We start from the raw sequence: 16924 nt of genomic DNA, 5'->3' as shown, positions 1-16924 counted from the left end.
TGCCTTAGTCCTGACTTAAAACGGAATTTCCTCGTCTTCATCTTCCACAGTCTTAGCCGTCATCCGCCAACTGGTAATATAATCAATTTTCACATCAATTTTGTTAATCGCTTCCCCTAACTGCCTTTGAATGTATTGAGTCAGCGTCACCATAAAATCTAACTCAACTCCCACAGATAGCGCAAGTTTTGCCAAGCTAGCAAAATCTACCTTCAAAATCGAGGAACTGGATAACTTAAAATCGGGAGTATTTCTCTTATTTTGCACCAACATTGCTTTTTTAATGCGCTCTTTCAGATGCTCAACTTCTGAATCCAGCAACTTCCATTCAGGCAAAATTTCTTTGTACCTTTCCCCCAATGCTGTTAAATCCTCGCTAGCCGGTTCCGGCGCAATTTTCTTAGTAGTTGATTTTCGACCCTGCTTGATCGTAGAATTCAACCGCCAACTAGCAATATCTTCAACTTTCAAAGATGGATCGGCGATGACTTCCCCTAACTGTTTTTGAATTTCTTTTGTCAGCGTCACCGGAAAATTCAACTCAATTCCCTCAGCTTGCGTTAGTTTCGCCAGCGTCATAAAATCAACTTTCATCGCTATCGAACTGGAAAGCTGAAAATAAGAACTATCTTTGAGATTTTGCGCCAGCATCCCCGCTTTAAATCGTTCCTTAACTTCAGCAATTTCTGCATCTAGGGGCTTCCACTGAGATTCTATTTCCTGATATTTTTCCCCCAAGGCGGTCAATTTTTCTGTGGCGGGATCGGGGTAAGATTGGGCAAGGATTTCTCGCAGGCGCTGATGCACTTTCGCTAAATAAACCGCGTCCATTTTGGCATATTCTAGCTGCTTCTGGGACAGGGGACGCTTGGCCCAATCGCCGCTTTGTTCTGTTTTATCTACATAAGCAATGCCGCAAAGTGTTTCTATTAATGTTTTGAGTTGTCGGTTGGGTAATGGTAGAATGTAAGCTGGAATCTTTCTTGCCATTTGCAACGTGCAAGTGACATTTTTGGCATCGTCATTGCCCAGAAACCTGATGTCATAGCTGGCGTTGTGCAATACTTTTTCAATATCTGGATTTACCATGATTTGGCTGATGAAATTTTTTGCCCATTCAGGTTTATCTAATACATCTAGTAAAAACGTGGCATCTCCTGTCGCATCGGTGGAGTCTGCTAACACTTGAATCAGAGATAATCTGGGGTTGGATTTATAGTCTGCTATTTCTGTGTCAACCCACAGTATTTTAGCTTGGGAAAATTGAGAAATGACTGCTTTGATGTCGTTTGCTACTGTTAAATAAGGCATTTTTACAGACTTTTGCTATTAATTTTTTGATTCTATTATGCTATAGCAATTATCGTGTCAATTGTCAACGATTCCAGCGCCGGACACAGGTAGACCTCAGAAACCCGGTTTCTAGCCTCCCGTTAAAAAAAGAATGCAGTCGATCGCACTATTGAGGATTCCCGCGAACTTCCTCTAAAAACCAGTTGCCTACTTCTGTATTGTCCGTCTGGCGACTGCGGCGCAAACCTTCCTCTAATAAAGCAACTTTTAGCCCCGGCAAAACTTGAGATTCCGTCAGACGTTCGCTTCCCCGGTTAGCAATTATTTTGAAAGCAATAACTTGCGCTTTTTGTACGTCTACTACCCAATACTCAGACACTCCTAATTCTTCATAAATCATTCTTTTTGTTCCCAAATCGTCAACGAGAGAACTGTCGGCAATTTCAATTGCTAAATCTGGGGAAACTGCGCTATCTAAATTCACTACCGAACTGCCGCGAGGTGCCATTTGTACGCGGTCTCCGATGTAGTAAGAAGCATCAGGTTGAGCGCCTCTGACACCTGTTTTGGCGTAGCTACAGTTGACCAGCAGTCTCATTTTTATACCTTTAGCAATGCCAAATAAATTGATTAAGATGACGATAATTCCGTTGTCATCAGCATGATCTGCCCCGACTGCTGCCATTTCAATCCTCAACTGTCCGTTGTAGTAGTAGCATTTTGCTCGATCGTACTCCGGCTGTTTAATAATTTCTATATATTCATCCCAAGTCGCTGTAACCCAGGTATCAGTTAGTAGTTTGGTTTGGAGTTGACTCATCATTACCTCACCGGAAAAAATATTTGACTTTTGAGGGAAGATTTCATTGGTGTCAACCTAAGCCTAGAATACTTGAAAATTTTGCTTTTAGCGTAGTCTCGATCCCCCTAAATCCCCCTTAAGAAGGGGGACTTTGAGAATACTCTGTCCCCCCCTTTTTAAGGGGGGCTAGGGGGGATCTGGCACCAATCGTCAGACAGCAGACTGGTACTACATCAGACCTTAAGTTGACACCAATGGTGCACCGCAGCGCACCCTACAAACTATTAATCTATGACTCCTCTGTCGCTTCCTCAGATGCCGATTCTTCGATCGACTCTTCACCCGAAGCCGGCACCAAAGCCACAGCTACGATCGAATCATCCTCGTCCAACCGCTGCACCCGCACACCCGTTGCTGTGCGCGATTGAGTAGAAATTGCACTCACAGCCTGACGGATAATAATACCTCGGTTGGTAATGATCATCAATTCGTCATCTTCATTGACAATTCGCAGGGCAGCTACCTGATCCTTGCCCTTTTTCGACTTGAATTTAGTAGCCGTCAATCCCTTGCCAGCCCGTCTTTGTAGGCGGAATTGAGAAACTGGAACCCGCTTGCCGTAGCCGTTGGTGGTGATTACCAACACCGAAGGAACTTCGCTGCTAACTGTGGGGATTTCTTCGGCATCTTCGCCTTCAATTTCCTCAGCTTGCAGTTCTAATTCTTCATCTTCTAATTCCACATCTTCAGTTTCCAATTCAGCAATTTCTGCTACTTCAAAATCCGCGTCTTCAGTTTCTAATAGAGCAATATTAGCTCCCTCAAAGTCCGATTCTTCAGTTTCCAATTCAGCTATTTCGGCAACAATTGAACTAGGCAAAATGTCCATGCTGATCAACTCATCGCCCGATCGCAATTTCATTGATTTTACACCCCGCGTCGCGCGGCCTACCGGGCGCAACTGCTCGTGATTGGTGCGGAAATGAATCGCCATACCTTGGCGCGTGCCGATGATAATGCTGTCACCAACTTTCGCTCTCCGTACCCAGCGCAGTTGGTCGCCTTCTTCTAGAGAAATTGCGATCAAACCGTTAGTGCGGATGTTGCCAAAAGCAGAAAGTGCGGTTTTCTTGATATAGCCGCCGCGAGTTAGCATCACCAAATATTCTTCGCTGGTAAATTCTGTCACTGACACCATAGAAGTGATTTTTTCTTCTATAGGAATCGGCAGCAGTTGCACCACGGGAGTGCCGCGAGCAGTCCGCGAACAGACGGGGATTTGATAAGCTTTGACAGAGTAAACTACGCCCCTGTCACTGAAGAACAAAACGCTGTCGTGATCGCAACAAGAAAGGAAATGTTCTACTCCGTCATCTTCCTTCATTTTCGCGCCTGCTTTGCCGCGAGTAGCGCGACTTTGAGCCTCGAAAGTGCTGACAGGCATCCGCTTGATGTAGCCTTGCTCTGTAATCAGAATAATTGCTTGTTCGTTGGCAATTAAATCTCTTTCATCGATTTCTCCTTCGGCGTGTTCGATGACGCTGCGCCGGGGAGTGGCGATTTTGGTTTGGATTTCGACTGCTTCAAATTCGGCGATTTCTAAGATGCGTTCCCGGCGCGCTAAGATATCTTCCAAATCGGCGATTTTAATTCGCAGTTCTTCGTGCTCTTGCTGAATTTTTTGCGCTTCCAAGGCTGTCAAACGCCGGAGCTGCATTTGCAGAATTGCGTCAGATTGCTGTTCGGAAAGACCGTAATTATCGATCAATTCCTGTTTGGCTGCTGCGGAATCGGCAGCGGCGCGAATTAGGTGAATAATTGCATCTAAGTTGTCTAGGGCAATTAATAAACCTTGCAGGAGATGGTCGCGTTCTTCTGCTTTGCGGAGTTCGTATTGAGTCCGGCGAGTAATTGTCTCAATGCGGAAGTCTAGGAAGACATTGAGGAATTGGGAGAGCGTAAGTAGTTGGGGTTCCCCGTTTACTAGCGCTAACATATTGGCTCCAAAGTTGGCTTGGAGGGGTGTTTGTTTGTAGAGGTTGTTGAGGACGACGCGGGGATAGGCATCGCGCTTGAGTTCGATCACGATCCGCATTCCGTCTCTATCGCTTTCGTCGCGAATGTCGGAAATTCCATCTAATCTTTTGTCGTTGACAAGTTCGGCAATTTTCTCAATTAGGGCTGCCTTGTTTGTTTGGTAAGGCAATTCGGTGATAATAATTGCTTCTTTGTCGGGGCGGCCGGGATGTTCGATGGTTTCAATGCCGGCGACTCCGCGCATTGTAATCGAACCGCGCCCGGTGGTGTAAGCATCGCGAATGCCACCTCTCCCCAGAATTTGCCCTCCGGTGGGAAAGTCCGGGCCGGGGATGTACTGCATCAATTCCAGGTCGGTCATTGCTGGATTGTGGATTAGCGCTACCAAACCGTCAATTATTTCGCCCAAATTGTGCGGTGGAATGTTGGTTGCCATCCCTACGGCAATCCCGGAGGAACCGTTGAGCAAAATTTGGGGGATGCGTGCCGGGAGTACGAGGGGTTCTTGTTGGGAACCGTCAAAGTTGTCGCCGAAATCTACTGTTTCGGAGTCGATGTCACGCAGCATGGAGTCGCTAGTCAGGGCTGTGAGGCGACATTCTGTGTACCGCATGGCTGCGGGCGGGTCGTTGTCAACGGAGCCGAAGTTGCCGTGGCCGTTGATTAGGCGTTCCCGCATGGAGAAATCTTGAGCCATCCGCACCAGCGCATCGTAAACCGCTGTATCTCCGTGCGGGTGATATTTACCCAGCACCTCCCCGACGACGCGGGCGCATTTGCGGAATGGTCGATCGGGAGTCAAGCCCAATTCGTTCATGGCGTAGAGAATGCGTCGGTGAACGGGCTTGAGACCGTCCCTCGCATCTGGTAGCGCCCGACCGACAATTACGCTCATGGCGTATTCCAAGTACGATCGGGACATCTCACCACCCAGATCCGTCGGGATTATCCGCGACTCAGACATACTCATAGGTTGAAAAACTCCGTTAAAACTTTAAATTTGACCGCTATAAATGCCAAAAATGCGATAAAATCGATTTGGATTCAGTAGAGCTGCCAAATATTGCAAATTACTCCTAAAATTATATCACAATTTGCCTTTGAGTTTAGCCGAAAGTTGCCAGAAAAGTTAAGGGACGAAACGAGGGAAATTCGTAAGTTGGTAGTTGGTGATTTAGTCATCAATTTGCCGGAGCTAGAAATGGTTTTTGAGGCGGTCGGCTTTCATGTTTTGGTGAGTTTTTTTGAGTGCTATCTAAAAAATTAAAAGAAAGCATCGATCGCGCCAGCTTTAATGGGTGCTATGGAGAGTTCGCAGGGGGTTAGATCCGGAAGCGAGTTCTCAACAGCGCACATTAAGAAAAAATCTTTTTACAAAGCCCCAGATGATCTCAATTAAAATGGTTGCCCGGACGCAATTTTAATTTCACAAAGCCGAATGTCGAATTAAATCAAAATGAAAATCTAAGATATAAAAAATTAACTCTAAAATCTGCTGATGCTACCCGTTATCTACTCCCCCGATTTTTTGCTGCACAAGACTGGAATGCTTCACCCAGAGCGACCAGAACGTTTAACGGCGATCGTCAATGCTCTGAAAGCTGCTCCTTGGGCGGCTCAAATTGAGTGGCAACTGCCCACCCCAGTGGCGCAGCGCGAACAAGCACTGTTCTCGGCTATCAAAAAAGTTCACTCGCAAAGATACATCAAAGAAGTCCAACATTTGGCTCACCGGGGAGGCGGCTACCTCGACGGTGATACGCCGATTTCTGCAGAAAGTTACGACGTAGCGCTGCTAGCGGCAAGTGCTTGGCTCGATGGGGTCGATCGAGTGGTGGCTGCGGGGGAACCGGCTTTTGTGCTGGCCAGGCCGCCGGGACACCACGCCGAAAACGCCCGCGCGATGGGTTTTTGCTTGTTTTCCAATGCTGCGATCGCCGCTCACTACGCCCTGGAACAGCCGGGAATCAATCGCGTCGCCGTCCTTGACTGGGACGTGCACCACGGCAACGGCACTCAATCTTTGGTGGAAAACTGCCGCCAAATTGTCTACTGTTCCCTGCACCAATCTCCGTGCTATCCGGGAACGGGAGATGCCGAGGAGCGCGGGGCCTACGACAACGTGCTGAACATTCCCCTGTATCCGGGCGGCGGTATAGCTGAATACCTGAGCGCCTTTGAATCTCTTGTCGTGCCGTTTTTGTCAAAATTTGAACCGGATTTGTTGATTGTCAGCGCGGGTTACGACGCTACTGTTTCCGATCCCCTGGCGAGCATGACTCTGGCTCCGTCAGATTTCGGTACTTTCACCGGATACTGCCTGCAACTCACCCGTCGCATCGCCTTTGGATTGGAGGGGGGTTACGCGCTGAAAGACTTGGCTGAGTCGGTTGTGGCGACTATTGACCGATGCCTCAATTAGCTGGAAAATTGGCATAGGGAAAAATAGGCTTCTTGCAAAAGTCCTTTTAAGTAAATTTTCGGACGGGCAAGATGCCCATCCCACAAGAGAAAAAACTTTTTGTGGGATGGGCATCTTGCCCGTCCCAGCTATTTTTGCAAGAGGTCTAATGATGTTGAGAACCGATTAGAACGGGATTGAGGGCTTTTGAGGGCGATCTGGAAAGCTGAGATTTATCGCTGTCGCGATCGACCCTCTGCCCTCCTTCCCTCTTCCCTCTCACCTCTTCCTTCTTCCTTCTTCCCTCTTCCTTCGATCAACTGTCAACTGTCAACTGTCAACTGTCAACTGTGACAAGCATCACAAATTTAAGAGATCCAAGTCACTGGGAATCAAAGTCTCGGTCACAGATTTTTAACCAAAAAATCACACCGTGTCAATGTGTTCGATCGCCTTTGAAGTCGCTCCCAGAGTGCATAATACAAATACAACAAGCCTGTTAAAATTTTATCTGTCTCAATCAACTAGGAGGTTTATCATGTCAGTATCCCAAATGACACTCGAAGAGTTATTTGGTCAGGTCATGTTCTCCAGCGTCGTGACTCGCCACGACCGGAGACAGCTCAGATCTGCACTCTTAGAAAGAACACTGAATGAAGATGAGTATGCCATCATCAACCGACTGCTTTACAACGTTCGCCGCGGTTGGGTAAAAATTGTCGATTAAAGACGTGGCAGCCAACTTTCTTTAGGGGAGTTAATACCATTTTCGATTTGCGATTTTTGATTAAAGAATTGGTAATGACTGATCACTATCGGGGGTTGAAAGCACGGGCATACAATTACATTTGTTGGGGTACTCATTACAAGTATAACTTGCCACTTCGGGAAGTTTTTTGTGTTTAATAGTTGGATCGAAAGTGTGATGTGTTTGACCAGAGTGTTAATTATCAAAATCTCGCTACACATCAGCCTATAGGTAGAGATAATTATAAAATAACAGGTTTCGGGTGCATCTCTACTTGTTGAAAACTTGTGAGTTTTGAGTTGTTAACTAAAAAGTTATAATTAACTCAAAACTCATAATTTTTTGGATGTGAGATGGGAGATTGGAGAGTGGAAAAACTGATGAATATCAGGGTTGAAAACCGCTATAAAGTTAATATTTTTTAAACTGATATTAAGAATCAAAACTATAAGCAGTTTCCGGTTGAGGAGGATGGTGCGATCGCCACAAGCACAGGAAGTCGGAATGGTCGATCGCCCATTCCGGCAAATTCAGCCCAGAAGTGTCAAAATATTAACAACCAGTTCATCCTTAAAATATATGGCTCCCGCCGTTTTAATTGAAAATCTTCAGAAACGCTACGGCACTGTAGAAGCCGTTAAAGATGTTTCCTTCAAGGTAGAACCGGGGGAAATATTTGGTTTGCTAGGCCCCAACGGTGCTGGTAAAACCACTACCCTGCGGGTACTTTGTACTTTAACATCGCCAGACAGCGGACGGATTGAAGTGTCTGGCATTTCAGCAGTCAGCCAGCCGAGAATTGCTCGACAGAGACTAGGCTATGTGGCTCAAGAAGTGGCTCTCGATAAGGTGTTGACCGGCCGGGAACTCCTGCAACTGCAAGCAGCCCTTTACCATTTACCGCGCCCTACGATTAAAGGGCGGATTGACGAAATGGTGCAACTCCTCGGTTTGGAGGAGTGGGAAAATAAAAAGACTGGTACTTATTCCGGCGGTATTCGCAAGCGCTTGGATTTGGCGGCTGGGTTGCTTCACCAGCCGGATGTTTTGGTGTTAGACGAACCGACTGTGGGGCTCGATATTGAAAGTCGGGTTGTGGTGTGGGATTTCCTGCGGCGCTTGCGGGAGGAAGGTACTACGGTTTTGATTACGAGTCACTATCTCGAAGAGGTGGATGCTTTGGCCGATCGCGTGGCGATTATTGACAAGGGTACAGTAATTGCACAGGGCTCGCCGGAGGAGTTGAAAAATCGGGTTGGGGGCGATCGGGTGACTCTGCGGATTCGGGAGTTTTCGCCGATCGAAGAAGCCCAAAAAGCCCAAGCTTTAATGCAGTCTCTGCCTTTTGTACAGGAAGTAATTATCAACAGCGCCCAAGGAAATTCTCTCAATTTGGTAGTGAGTGCCCAAAGCGATGCGCTGGTGAGTATTCAGCAAGCTTTGAAAGATGCGGGATTGCCTGCGTTTGGGATTGCTCAATCTCGGCCGAGTTTGGATGATGTGTATTTAGCCGCGACTGGTAAGACGCTGTTGGATGCGGAGTTGGCTGCTGCTAGCAACCGCGATTTGAAGGCGGAACAAAAGGCGGCGATGCGATCGTAGTTTGAGGGAAGGGAAAAGTTCGTCAGAAACAGGCAAGATGCCTGTTCCACAAAGAGTGAATTTTATTGTGGAACAGGCATCTTGCCTGTTCATAAACGAGATAAACCGATATTTAAGCTGAATTTGAGATCATACATCCAATACTTGCTCTGCTGTCAGTGCTAATTCTGGGAAAGTTCGGGATATTATGCGATCGATCCCTCGGTAAGCAGTCATTTGATAAACCCCATTTTCATCAAGCAGGTAAACAAAAACAGTCGGTTCTTTCGGGTTTCCCAAATAGTTTCTGCTTCCCAAAGCTAAATAATCGACAATCCAATATTCAGAAATTCCCAGCCGCTGATATTCATCCAGCTTGTCGATATAATCATCTTCCCAATTTGTTGATACTATCTCTACTGCTAATTGCAGCGGTTCAATTAGTGCTGAGTAAGCGAAAGGAGCTGAGTCCCAGACCGTTTTATCTACTACACTCACATCAGGATTGCGACCTTGTTCTTTACCATTTGGAGTTAACGTCCTCACCACAATTCTGCCAGATACCCAGTAGTTGAGCTTGAGTCTTTTTACCTCGTCTTTGAAAGCATCTGAAAGAAATTCAGCGAGGGTTTCGTGCAGTCTGATTGGTAATATTCTCACAATTTCTCCATTGACGAGTTCATAGCGGCCTTCTTCATCGGGAAGTTGCTTGACAAATTGCTCGAAACTGAGCATCTGCTTAGGTTGGAGAGGAGTTGCGGTCATGGTTTTATCTCATTTAGGTAGATATTTAAGACTATTATGCAACCATTTTAACATACTGTTTTAACACAGGTGGAATCGTGAAAACGGTTTCAGCTTCACAGCTCAATTTTGCAATTATTGCCCGTCGGGCTAAAGATTGAATTGCTTTACATAATTCGCGTTGTGAGCCTTGACATTTTGCCATCAATTGGGTAAACGAGGCAGGTTCGATTTCGTTGCTGATTTGAGCGATGATCGCCTGTTTCTCAAATAATCAGACAGTGGCGATCGCTCTTGGGGTTTGGGGTTATAAAACTTACTAAGGTGCTTCAGAGTGTGTTATTATTTGAATGATCGAGCCTCTCGCAGCTAGTGGCGTTCACCAATACTCTCAGAGTCGTCGATGCTGATCCTGATGATATGGTTGTAGAGTCTGCGATCATTGAAAATGCCAGCTATATTGTTACGGACGACAAGCATATTCTTGAAGTAAAACTTAACAAAGATAACTTATGAGTTTAACATCACTCTTGTCGGGCCGAAATAATCAAGAACTTCGAGATAAATTCAAGACTGAATTTTTAACACCATTTTTTAATTTAAAGGCGGAACTTAAAGCACCACCATTGACAAATAATTATGGAATTGTTGGGACAGCTTTTGACTATTTACTTCGATTTTATTTACAGCACCACAATAAAGATACTTTTCTTCAAAACGACTATTGGGTGGCAGACGGTTCATTTAAAATGCTATCTCGATGGCTTTTATTGTCAACAGAAATAGCGACTGGCTTTCATCGTGACAAAGTTTTCCAAACAAAAGACCTTTTAATAATTATTACTAACCAATATGAACAGACAAAAGTTAACTATAAAAATTATGTTCACACTGGACTGCTAACTGATGAATTAATTTGTAATACAATTTTTCTTGCAAAGCTTGATGTGTATTATAGAGCAGGTATTATTGACGAAAATTTCGACAATTATAACCATGAAGATATCAAAGACATAAAATCAATCATTTCACTTGTGGATAATAATAATTTTCAAGCAAAAGAGAAATGCTATTTGAATCCAACGTTTGGCGCAGGCTCAGGGTTAGTTGGCGGTGCAGATGCTGACCTAATTATTGATAATACTCTAATAGACATAAAAGTAACTAAAAATCTTAAATTAGACAGAAACCATATTAACCAAGTTTTAGGCTATTACCTTTTATCACTTATTGGTGGCGTAAATGGCAATCCAAATGACAGATCCATTGAAAACATCGGAATATATTTTGCCAGACACGGAGAATTGTGGACTATTCCTCTTGTTGAATTTGGCGACAAACAAAAATTTGAAGGTTTCAAAGAATGGTTGATTTCTTATATTAATAATTATCCTAAAAACCAGAAATTAAGATTATTAGATATGGCGATTCTGAAAGAAGAAACACAAAAAGAAGACAAGAAGACATAATTAGATGTAAAGAAAAAAACTTCAACTAAAAAACATCAACTGAAAGCAAAAAAACTAAGACCGTGACCAAATCAAAACCAGCGATAGAAAAAAAAGACGACAACAGCTAAAAGAAAGAGCGCTCGCTCTTTATAAGTGACTACTAATACTCTAATTCTTGCCATTCTCTATCTTCCTGGTAATGCTGCAACATTACCTCAGCTTGTTTTGCCAGAATATTTCGCCTCTCTTCTAACGGCAATTGCATAAATTCTCGGCGGCTGGGATAGTTGGCTATTGTTGGTATTTCTAAAACTATATCTGTCGGCTGCTTTTGAATCTGACGATCGCAACTCAATGCTTCTATTCGATCGCCCTCAGCTTCTTCCGCTGCAATGTCAGCATCAATTTCCTCTCGGTTAGCATGATAATAAGTCAAAGCTGCATAGACTTGGGTGAGAGTTAAATGCCCGATGCGATCGCCAATTTATTCCGCATTCAAACCTTGCTTGTACCAAATAGCAATGCGCCGGACTGTAACACCCGTCCCGGCAATAATTGGACAGCCACCGTGTATGTCAGGATTGCGGCTAATTAAAGTGCCAATATCGGTGATAGTTGACAAAATTTTTTCCTCCCTATTCCGATCCCTCTCTTATCTAGGATAACACTGTCACAGCAAGTGCGATCGCCCTTCCTTAACCCAAGTGCGATCGCCTCTTTCTATATATCTAAAGATTTCTCAAAAAATCTTCAACAGAAATCCCTGCCTGATTTAGAATACTTTTGAGGGTTCCAACTGCCAAAGTTTTGCGCTGCACTGGTACTACACAGCCAACCTCGATCGCGCCTTGAGGATTCGACTCATCATCGATCGGTAGTTGTTTCTTCAAAATAGCATGACTGCCTCGCTGCCGTACTTGAATAAAGCCTAAGCGTTCCAAAGCCCGGATGGCTTCTGCACTACTAACTCGCGGTAGTTTAGGCACTCAATACCTCAAATGTAGTTAGCAGACGGGGGGAAGTTTTAGGCAGAGGGAATTCTTCTAAATAAAGTTCCGTTGCTTCTTTGAGATTGGCGATCGCCTCTTCGATCGTTTCTCCTTGGCTAGCCGTTCCCACTTCAGGACACTCGGCTACATAAACATCCTCTTCCCAATAAACAATTGCCGTGAAAGTACAAGACATTTTTTTGCCAAATTCTTCATACTCAATGTAGCATATTCAGTAGCGTTAATGAGAGCTTATACTTAATTTGACCACAATATCTCCTCTAAAAAAATCAAGCAATTTCCTCCGCTAAAAGCCGACCATCGCAGCGCTCATACTCATCTTCCAAAAGCCATGAATGAGCCTCATCATAGCTTGAACTTAAAAACAGAGACTTATAGTTTGCTGATGGGTCATAAATACAAAAACCTCCATTCTTTCCACTCACTAACATCAAAATACGAGGGGGAAAAACAATCGGATCTACCCACAATTCGATAAATTCCCAATCATTAACTTGTTCGGCGAGGTCTGGTGCGTGGGATAACATGATATTCAGTTTACCAAAACTCCACACAAAAAGCGATCGCCCCCCCAACCACACCAATACCTCCAGACTTGCTACCCTAAAGATAGTTAGATTTAATCAACAAGCAATTATGAGCGGTACTGTTACATCCCCCAACAACCTCAACCAGCAGCGGCCACTCGCCACGCCATCCGCTGACACTTCGAGTTCCCTGCTGGGCGACTTTATCCAAGAAACCCTCGCCTTAACCAAACGCCTGTTTATTCAATTGCAGCGCCGCCCCTCGACGCTAGTTGCAGGAATTATTCAGCCGCTGATGTGGTTGGTTTTGTTCGGCGCGCTGTTTGAAAATGCTCCCGCAGGCTTGTTCGGCGAAAGCCAAAATTACGGACAATTTCTCGGCGCAGGCGTGATTGTTTTTACTGCATTTGCCGGGGCGCTGAATGCCGGTTTGCCGATCATGTTCGATCGCGAATTCGGATTTCTCAACCGCCTGTTAGTCGCGCCCCTAGCTTCCAGATTCTCGATCGTCCTAGCTTCGGCTATTTTCATCGTCACCCTCAGCTTTATCCAAACAGGGGCAATCGTTACAGCAGGCGCGTTTTTGGGCGCGGGATTCCCCGGACTTGCGGGACTGGGGGCGATCGCCCTAATAGTCCTGCTGTTAGTTTTGGGCGTCACCGGCATCAGCCTCGGTTTAGCCTTCGCGCTTCCGGGCCACGTAGAATTAATCGCAGTTATTTTTGTTACCAACCTGCCCCTATTATTTGCCAGCACCGCCCTCGCGCCGCTGTCGTTTATGCCAGAGTGGCTGCAAGTTGTAGTAACTCTCAATCCTCTGAGTTACGCGATCGAACCCATCCGCTATTTGTACCTGCACAGCGATTGGTCGCTAGCTAGCGTCGTCATGCACGCTCCTTGGGGTAATGTTACCTTTGGAGGAGCGCTGTTAGTCTTGCTAGCCTTTGATGTCGTAGCGCTGCTGAGCATTCAACCCCTGCTGCGCCGCCGGTTTGCGTGAGGAAGGGCGATCGATTTTTGTGGGGCGGTCTTCTAGCCCGCCCTTGACTAGCTTTTGAGTGGTACAATATTTAGCCACAAGTCAGCATATTGTTGAGATACAATTGTTTTTTTGAAGGTTAAACTAATAAATTATGAAAGCCAAAACTTCTCGATCGGGCAAATTGATGATTTGGGTTGCTGCAAGCGCGATCGCCACCTGTGCTATTTTATCACCTCAAGCAACCTTCGCTCAAGCCAGCAGTTTAAATAATAATAACGCCCAACCGCTGCAAGACTTTCAAACTCAAGACAACACCGACCCTTTTTCCGGCCGCAGCAGCGGCAGCGGAATATTTGACTTAATTCACAGATCCCGATTGGGAGGCGGCCGCAGCATGGAAGAATTTAATACCGAACAGCGCCAAAATTTGAACGATGCGGCCGCAGAATTTCGGAACAAACAGCGCCAACTACTGGAAAAGCAAGCAGTACCTGCACCGGGGGCGATCGCACCTACAGAAATTACCGCCCCCGCCCCTTAAATTGACAAATGGTGTTTGCTCATTTCTTAGTCCGCGGAGGCGGACTTTGTTTGTCTAGAGGCGATTTCAATCGCTCAATTTTAATCCTTAAATAATTTAATTAACAAATCCCCCAAACACCGCCATACCGTAATACTTCCAAGGAACCGCCACAGTCTCAAATCCCGCATTTGCCAGCATTTCCAACTGTGCCGCAAGTGTAGCTAGGCGATCGGGATTAGAATACCCGTAAGAAACACTCGTCCCCACCTTTGCCCGAATTTGTGCTAAAGTTTCCGCCTGACTTAGCGCCCAATCTTCCCGCGCTGCTTGATAAATATCTTTGATTGCTGCCGATTCTGCCACCACAGGATCGGCATTCCAAAAACAGCCGCCAGCAGTTAAACTTTCGCCAATCCGTTGAAACAATTTCAGCTTCATCTCATCCTCAAGATGGTGAATTGCCAGAGATGAAATGCCAGCATTAAACTTATCGCCCAAACCTGAAAAATTTGGATTGTTCGCCCATTCTCCAAAATCCAATTCTATGCCAGTCCACCTAGCTGCATATCCTGCCGACTCTATTTTGGCGCGGGCAAAATCCAGCATTCGCGGCGAATAATCCACAGCAACAATTTCCGCCGACGGGTAGCGTTCCAGAACTTTTAAACTCAGTTCCCCCGTACCGCAGCCCAGTTCTAAAATCCGCTGGTTGGTGCTAGCAATGCAGGCTGCTAATACATCCAGCATTTCGTCATATTTCGGTAAAAGCCGCCGAATGCCGGTATCAAAATCCGCAGTATTGACGAAAACTTCTCCCGGAAAAATTTCCTTGTTAGTAGGTGAGACAGTAGAGTCAGAATTCACGATCGCCAACCATAGACTACAATTGCTATCCTAACCGAGATAGAACAAAAAATGCGTGAACTAGGGACACGGTACTGCCTTGTGCTTACTCGATCATCTGTACTTCACTCAACAGAAAACCACTATCAAGTTATGCGTATTCTTACGGATAAGCGAAACACTCGCGGTAAACAATAATTAACCATCCTTTGCACTCTCCAGTCTGGCTTTACCCCTGACGCCAGCAAAACACTCTGAACAAGCAGTGTTATGTTAGTAGTGCATAAAATCAAATCAAGCTTAAACCTCACACTTGAGGATACCATGCGCCAGTTGATTTCTCGCATTCGGGCTGCCATCAGCCAATTAATTTACAAGCGAATTCTGCTTGCGGTGACAATTTTATTTTGTGTAGGTGTAGGAGTAGCGATGGCACATATGTCTCGTCTTTCCTCAACCCTAATCGAATCGCAAGCCCTCCAAAATGCCACCCTCTACGCCCAAGCTATTAAAGAAGCACGCACCCTTTACAGTTCCGATGTTGTCAATCCTCTAAACACCGCTAAAGCAATTAACTTTACCCACGACTACAACCCGACAAAAGTAACAGTTCCCGTACCTGCCACATTCTTAATAGAACTCGGCAACAATATCACAAAGAAAAATCCCGAAGTATCAGTTCGTCTCTACAGCGACTACCCGTTTCCCTGGCGGCGAAAAGAAGGCGGAGTCCGAGACGACTTTGAACGGCAAGCTATTACCTATTTGATGAAAAATCCGACAGAAAAATTTTTCCGACGTGAGGATTTTCACAGCAAGCCAGCATTTCGATATGCCGAGGCAGATATTCTAACTCCTAGCTGCGTTAGCTGTCACAACACTAACTCCTTCAGTCCCAAAAAAGACTGGAAAGTGGGAGATGTACGGGGGATATTAGAAATTACTCAACCTCTCGATACCATCACTCAAAATACTCGCAGTGAACTGAAATACCTGTTTTTACTGTTAGCAGGACTTTCAATTTTAGGGGTGACAGGATTAACTTTATCTATCAGCAGGTTGCGCCAAAATGCTAAACAATTAGAACAGCGGGTCAGGGAACGCACCGCACAATTGCAAGAAACTAATGTAGAATTGCTGAAAGAACAGGAAAAGAGCGATCGCCTGCTGCTCAATATTTTACCCGAGTCCATTGCTGCTAAGCTAAAAGATGGTCAAAGCAGTATTGCTGACGGTTTCGCAGAAGTCACGATTTTGTTTGCGGATATCGTAGGCTTTACCGTGCTTTCAGCACAAATATCTCCCGAAGAATTGCTCAAGTTTCTCAACGAAATTTTTTCAGCCTTCGATGGTTTAACGGAAAAGTACGGCTTGGAAAAAATCAAAACAATTGGAGATGCTTACATGGTAGTGGGAGGTTTGCCAAATCCCAGCACCAACCACGCCGAAAGCATTGCTGAAATGGCTTTAGATATGCAGGAGGAATTAGCAAATTTTAATGCCAAACATCATGCAGGAATTAACATTCGCATCGGCATCAATACCGGGCCTGCAATTGCGGGGGTTATTGGCACTAAAAAATTCATTTACGACCTCTGGGGCGATGCCGTTAATACAGCAGCCCGCATGGAATCCCACGGGGTTGCCGGCGCGATTCAAGTCACACAATCAACTTACGATATCTTGCAAAATAAGTATCTGTTTGAAGACAGAGGAATTATCCAGGTCAAAGGCAAGGGCGATATGAATACTTATCTGCTTCTAGGCAGGTTAGTCAGCGCAGTTTCGGTTTAATTTGTTTATTATATTATTAAGGGGTCTGCTAGTTAGTCCGAAGTCAGTCAATTTTAGATTTTAGATTTTAGATTTTAGATTTTAGATTTACTGCACAGGTGAATCTGGGATCTTGAACTTTGGTCTAAAATTTTTATATATCCACGAGTTAAGTCGGGGGCTGGTATCCGTTTTTGGGCGGGGTCATC

The 16924-nt window shown here is 45.2% G+C and carries 16 protein-coding genes and 1 pseudogene; 7 read left to right on the top strand and 10 right to left on the bottom strand.

Features of this window, described 5'->3' with window-relative positions:
• Positions 1-15 precede the first annotated feature (15 nt).
• From QUA44_RS05405 to gyrA, 3 genes are all read right to left on the bottom strand, one after another.
• Entirely contained in the window at positions 16-1311 is a 1296-nt protein-coding gene (locus tag QUA44_RS05405) for a ribonuclease D (RefSeq protein WP_333251852.1), read from the bottom strand.
• A 148-nt stretch (positions 1312-1459) separates the two neighbouring features.
• Entirely contained in the window at positions 1460-2116 is a 657-nt protein-coding gene (locus tag QUA44_RS05400) for a Uma2 family endonuclease (RefSeq protein WP_333251853.1), read from the bottom strand.
• A gap of 268 nt (positions 2117-2384) precedes the next feature.
• Entirely contained in the window at positions 2385-5102 is a 2718-nt protein-coding gene (gene gyrA, locus QUA44_RS05395) for a DNA gyrase subunit A (RefSeq protein WP_333251854.1), read from the bottom strand.
• A gap of 528 nt (positions 5103-5630) precedes the next feature.
• Here gyrA and QUA44_RS05390 point away from each other — a divergent pair.
• The 3 genes from QUA44_RS05390 (at position 5631) to QUA44_RS05380 (ending at position 8883) form a co-directional block, all read left to right on the top strand.
• Positions 5631-6554, top strand: a complete 924-nt coding sequence (locus tag QUA44_RS05390) for a histone deacetylase (protein ID WP_333251856.1) — start codon at positions 5631-5633, stop codon at positions 6552-6554.
• A 517-nt stretch (positions 6555-7071) separates the two neighbouring features.
• On the top strand, positions 7072-7260 hold the full coding sequence (locus QUA44_RS05385) for a hypothetical protein (protein WP_015175516.1): 189 nt from the start codon (positions 7072-7074) through the stop codon (positions 7258-7260).
• 600 nt (positions 7261-7860) lie between these two features.
• Complete coding sequence (locus QUA44_RS05380; protein WP_333251912.1) at positions 7861-8883, top strand: ATP-binding cassette domain-containing protein; 1023 nt, start codon at positions 7861-7863, stop codon at positions 8881-8883.
• A gap of 129 nt (positions 8884-9012) precedes the next feature.
• Here the strand turns inward: QUA44_RS05380 and QUA44_RS05375 are convergent, their stop codons facing one another.
• Positions 9013-9627, bottom strand: a complete 615-nt coding sequence (locus QUA44_RS05375) for a Uma2 family endonuclease (RefSeq protein ID WP_333251857.1) — start codon at positions 9625-9627, stop codon at positions 9013-9015.
• Positions 9628-10118: 491 nt separating this feature from the next.
• Here QUA44_RS05375 and QUA44_RS05370 point away from each other — a divergent pair, with 491 nt between their 5' ends.
• Positions 10119-11075: a hypothetical protein gene (locus tag QUA44_RS05370; protein ID WP_333251858.1), complete on the top strand. Its 957-nt coding sequence runs from the start codon at positions 10119-10121 to the stop codon at positions 11073-11075.
• A 142-nt stretch (positions 11076-11217) separates the two neighbouring features.
• On the opposite strand, the gene QUA44_RS05365 is transcribed toward QUA44_RS05370, so the two are convergent.
• The 5 genes from QUA44_RS05365 to QUA44_RS05345 all read right to left on the bottom strand — a co-directional run bounded on the left by QUA44_RS05365 (position 11218) and on the right by QUA44_RS05345 (position 12594).
• The gene (locus QUA44_RS05365; protein ID WP_333251859.1) at positions 11218-11493 is read right to left on the bottom strand and encodes a hypothetical protein; all 276 of its coding nucleotides are present in this window, start codon (positions 11491-11493) and stop codon (positions 11218-11220) included.
• 48 nt (positions 11494-11541) lie between these two features.
• Complete coding sequence (locus QUA44_RS05360) at positions 11542-11679, bottom strand: DUF433 domain-containing protein (RefSeq protein ID WP_333251860.1); 138 nt, start codon at positions 11677-11679, stop codon at positions 11542-11544.
• 106 nt (positions 11680-11785) lie between these two features.
• Entirely contained in the window at positions 11786-12043 is a 258-nt protein-coding gene (locus tag QUA44_RS05355) for a type II toxin-antitoxin system HicA family toxin (protein WP_333251861.1), read from the bottom strand.
• Positions 12036-12242, bottom strand: a complete 207-nt coding sequence (locus QUA44_RS05350; protein WP_333251862.1) for a type II toxin-antitoxin system HicB family antitoxin — start codon at positions 12240-12242, stop codon at positions 12036-12038. Before QUA44_RS05350 ends, QUA44_RS05355 begins: the two co-directional genes overlap by 8 nt.
• 94 nt (positions 12243-12336) lie before the next feature.
• The gene (locus tag QUA44_RS05345) at positions 12337-12594 is read right to left on the bottom strand and encodes a hypothetical protein (RefSeq protein ID WP_333251863.1); all 258 of its coding nucleotides are present in this window, start codon (positions 12592-12594) and stop codon (positions 12337-12339) included.
• 109 nt (positions 12595-12703) lie between these two features.
• On the opposite strand from QUA44_RS05345, the gene QUA44_RS05340 reads away from it, so the two are divergent.
• Together QUA44_RS05340 and QUA44_RS05335 are read left to right on the top strand one after the other, a co-directional pair.
• On the top strand, positions 12704-13594 hold the full coding sequence (locus QUA44_RS05340; protein WP_333251913.1) for an ABC transporter permease: 891 nt from the start codon (positions 12704-12706) through the stop codon (positions 13592-13594).
• Positions 13595-13727: 133 nt separating this feature from the next.
• Positions 13728-14117 carry a hypothetical protein gene (locus tag QUA44_RS05335; RefSeq protein WP_333251864.1) on the top strand — a complete coding sequence of 130 codons (390 nt, stop codon included), beginning with the start codon at positions 13728-13730 and terminating at the stop codon, positions 14115-14117.
• 96 nt (positions 14118-14213) lie between these two features.
• Here QUA44_RS05335 and QUA44_RS05330 read toward each other — a convergent pair whose 3' ends face one another.
• On the bottom strand, positions 14214-14963 hold the full coding sequence (locus tag QUA44_RS05330) for a methyltransferase domain-containing protein (protein WP_333251865.1): 750 nt from the start codon (positions 14961-14963) through the stop codon (positions 14214-14216).
• A 453-nt stretch (positions 14964-15416) separates the two neighbouring features.
• Here QUA44_RS05330 and QUA44_RS05325 point away from each other — a divergent pair.
• Positions 15417-16736 (top strand): annotated as a pseudogene (locus tag QUA44_RS05325) (adenylate/guanylate cyclase domain-containing protein); the annotation flags it as partial.
• Between the last annotated feature and the right edge of the window lie 188 nt (positions 16737-16924).

The sequence above is a fragment of the Microcoleus sp. N9_A2 genome (genome assembly GCF_036701775.1).
Lineage (GTDB): Bacteria > Cyanobacteriota > Cyanobacteriia > Cyanobacteriales > Microcoleaceae > Microcoleus.
Note: the sequence above shows the minus strand (reverse complement) of the source record. Positions and strands in the feature narration are given on the sequence as shown.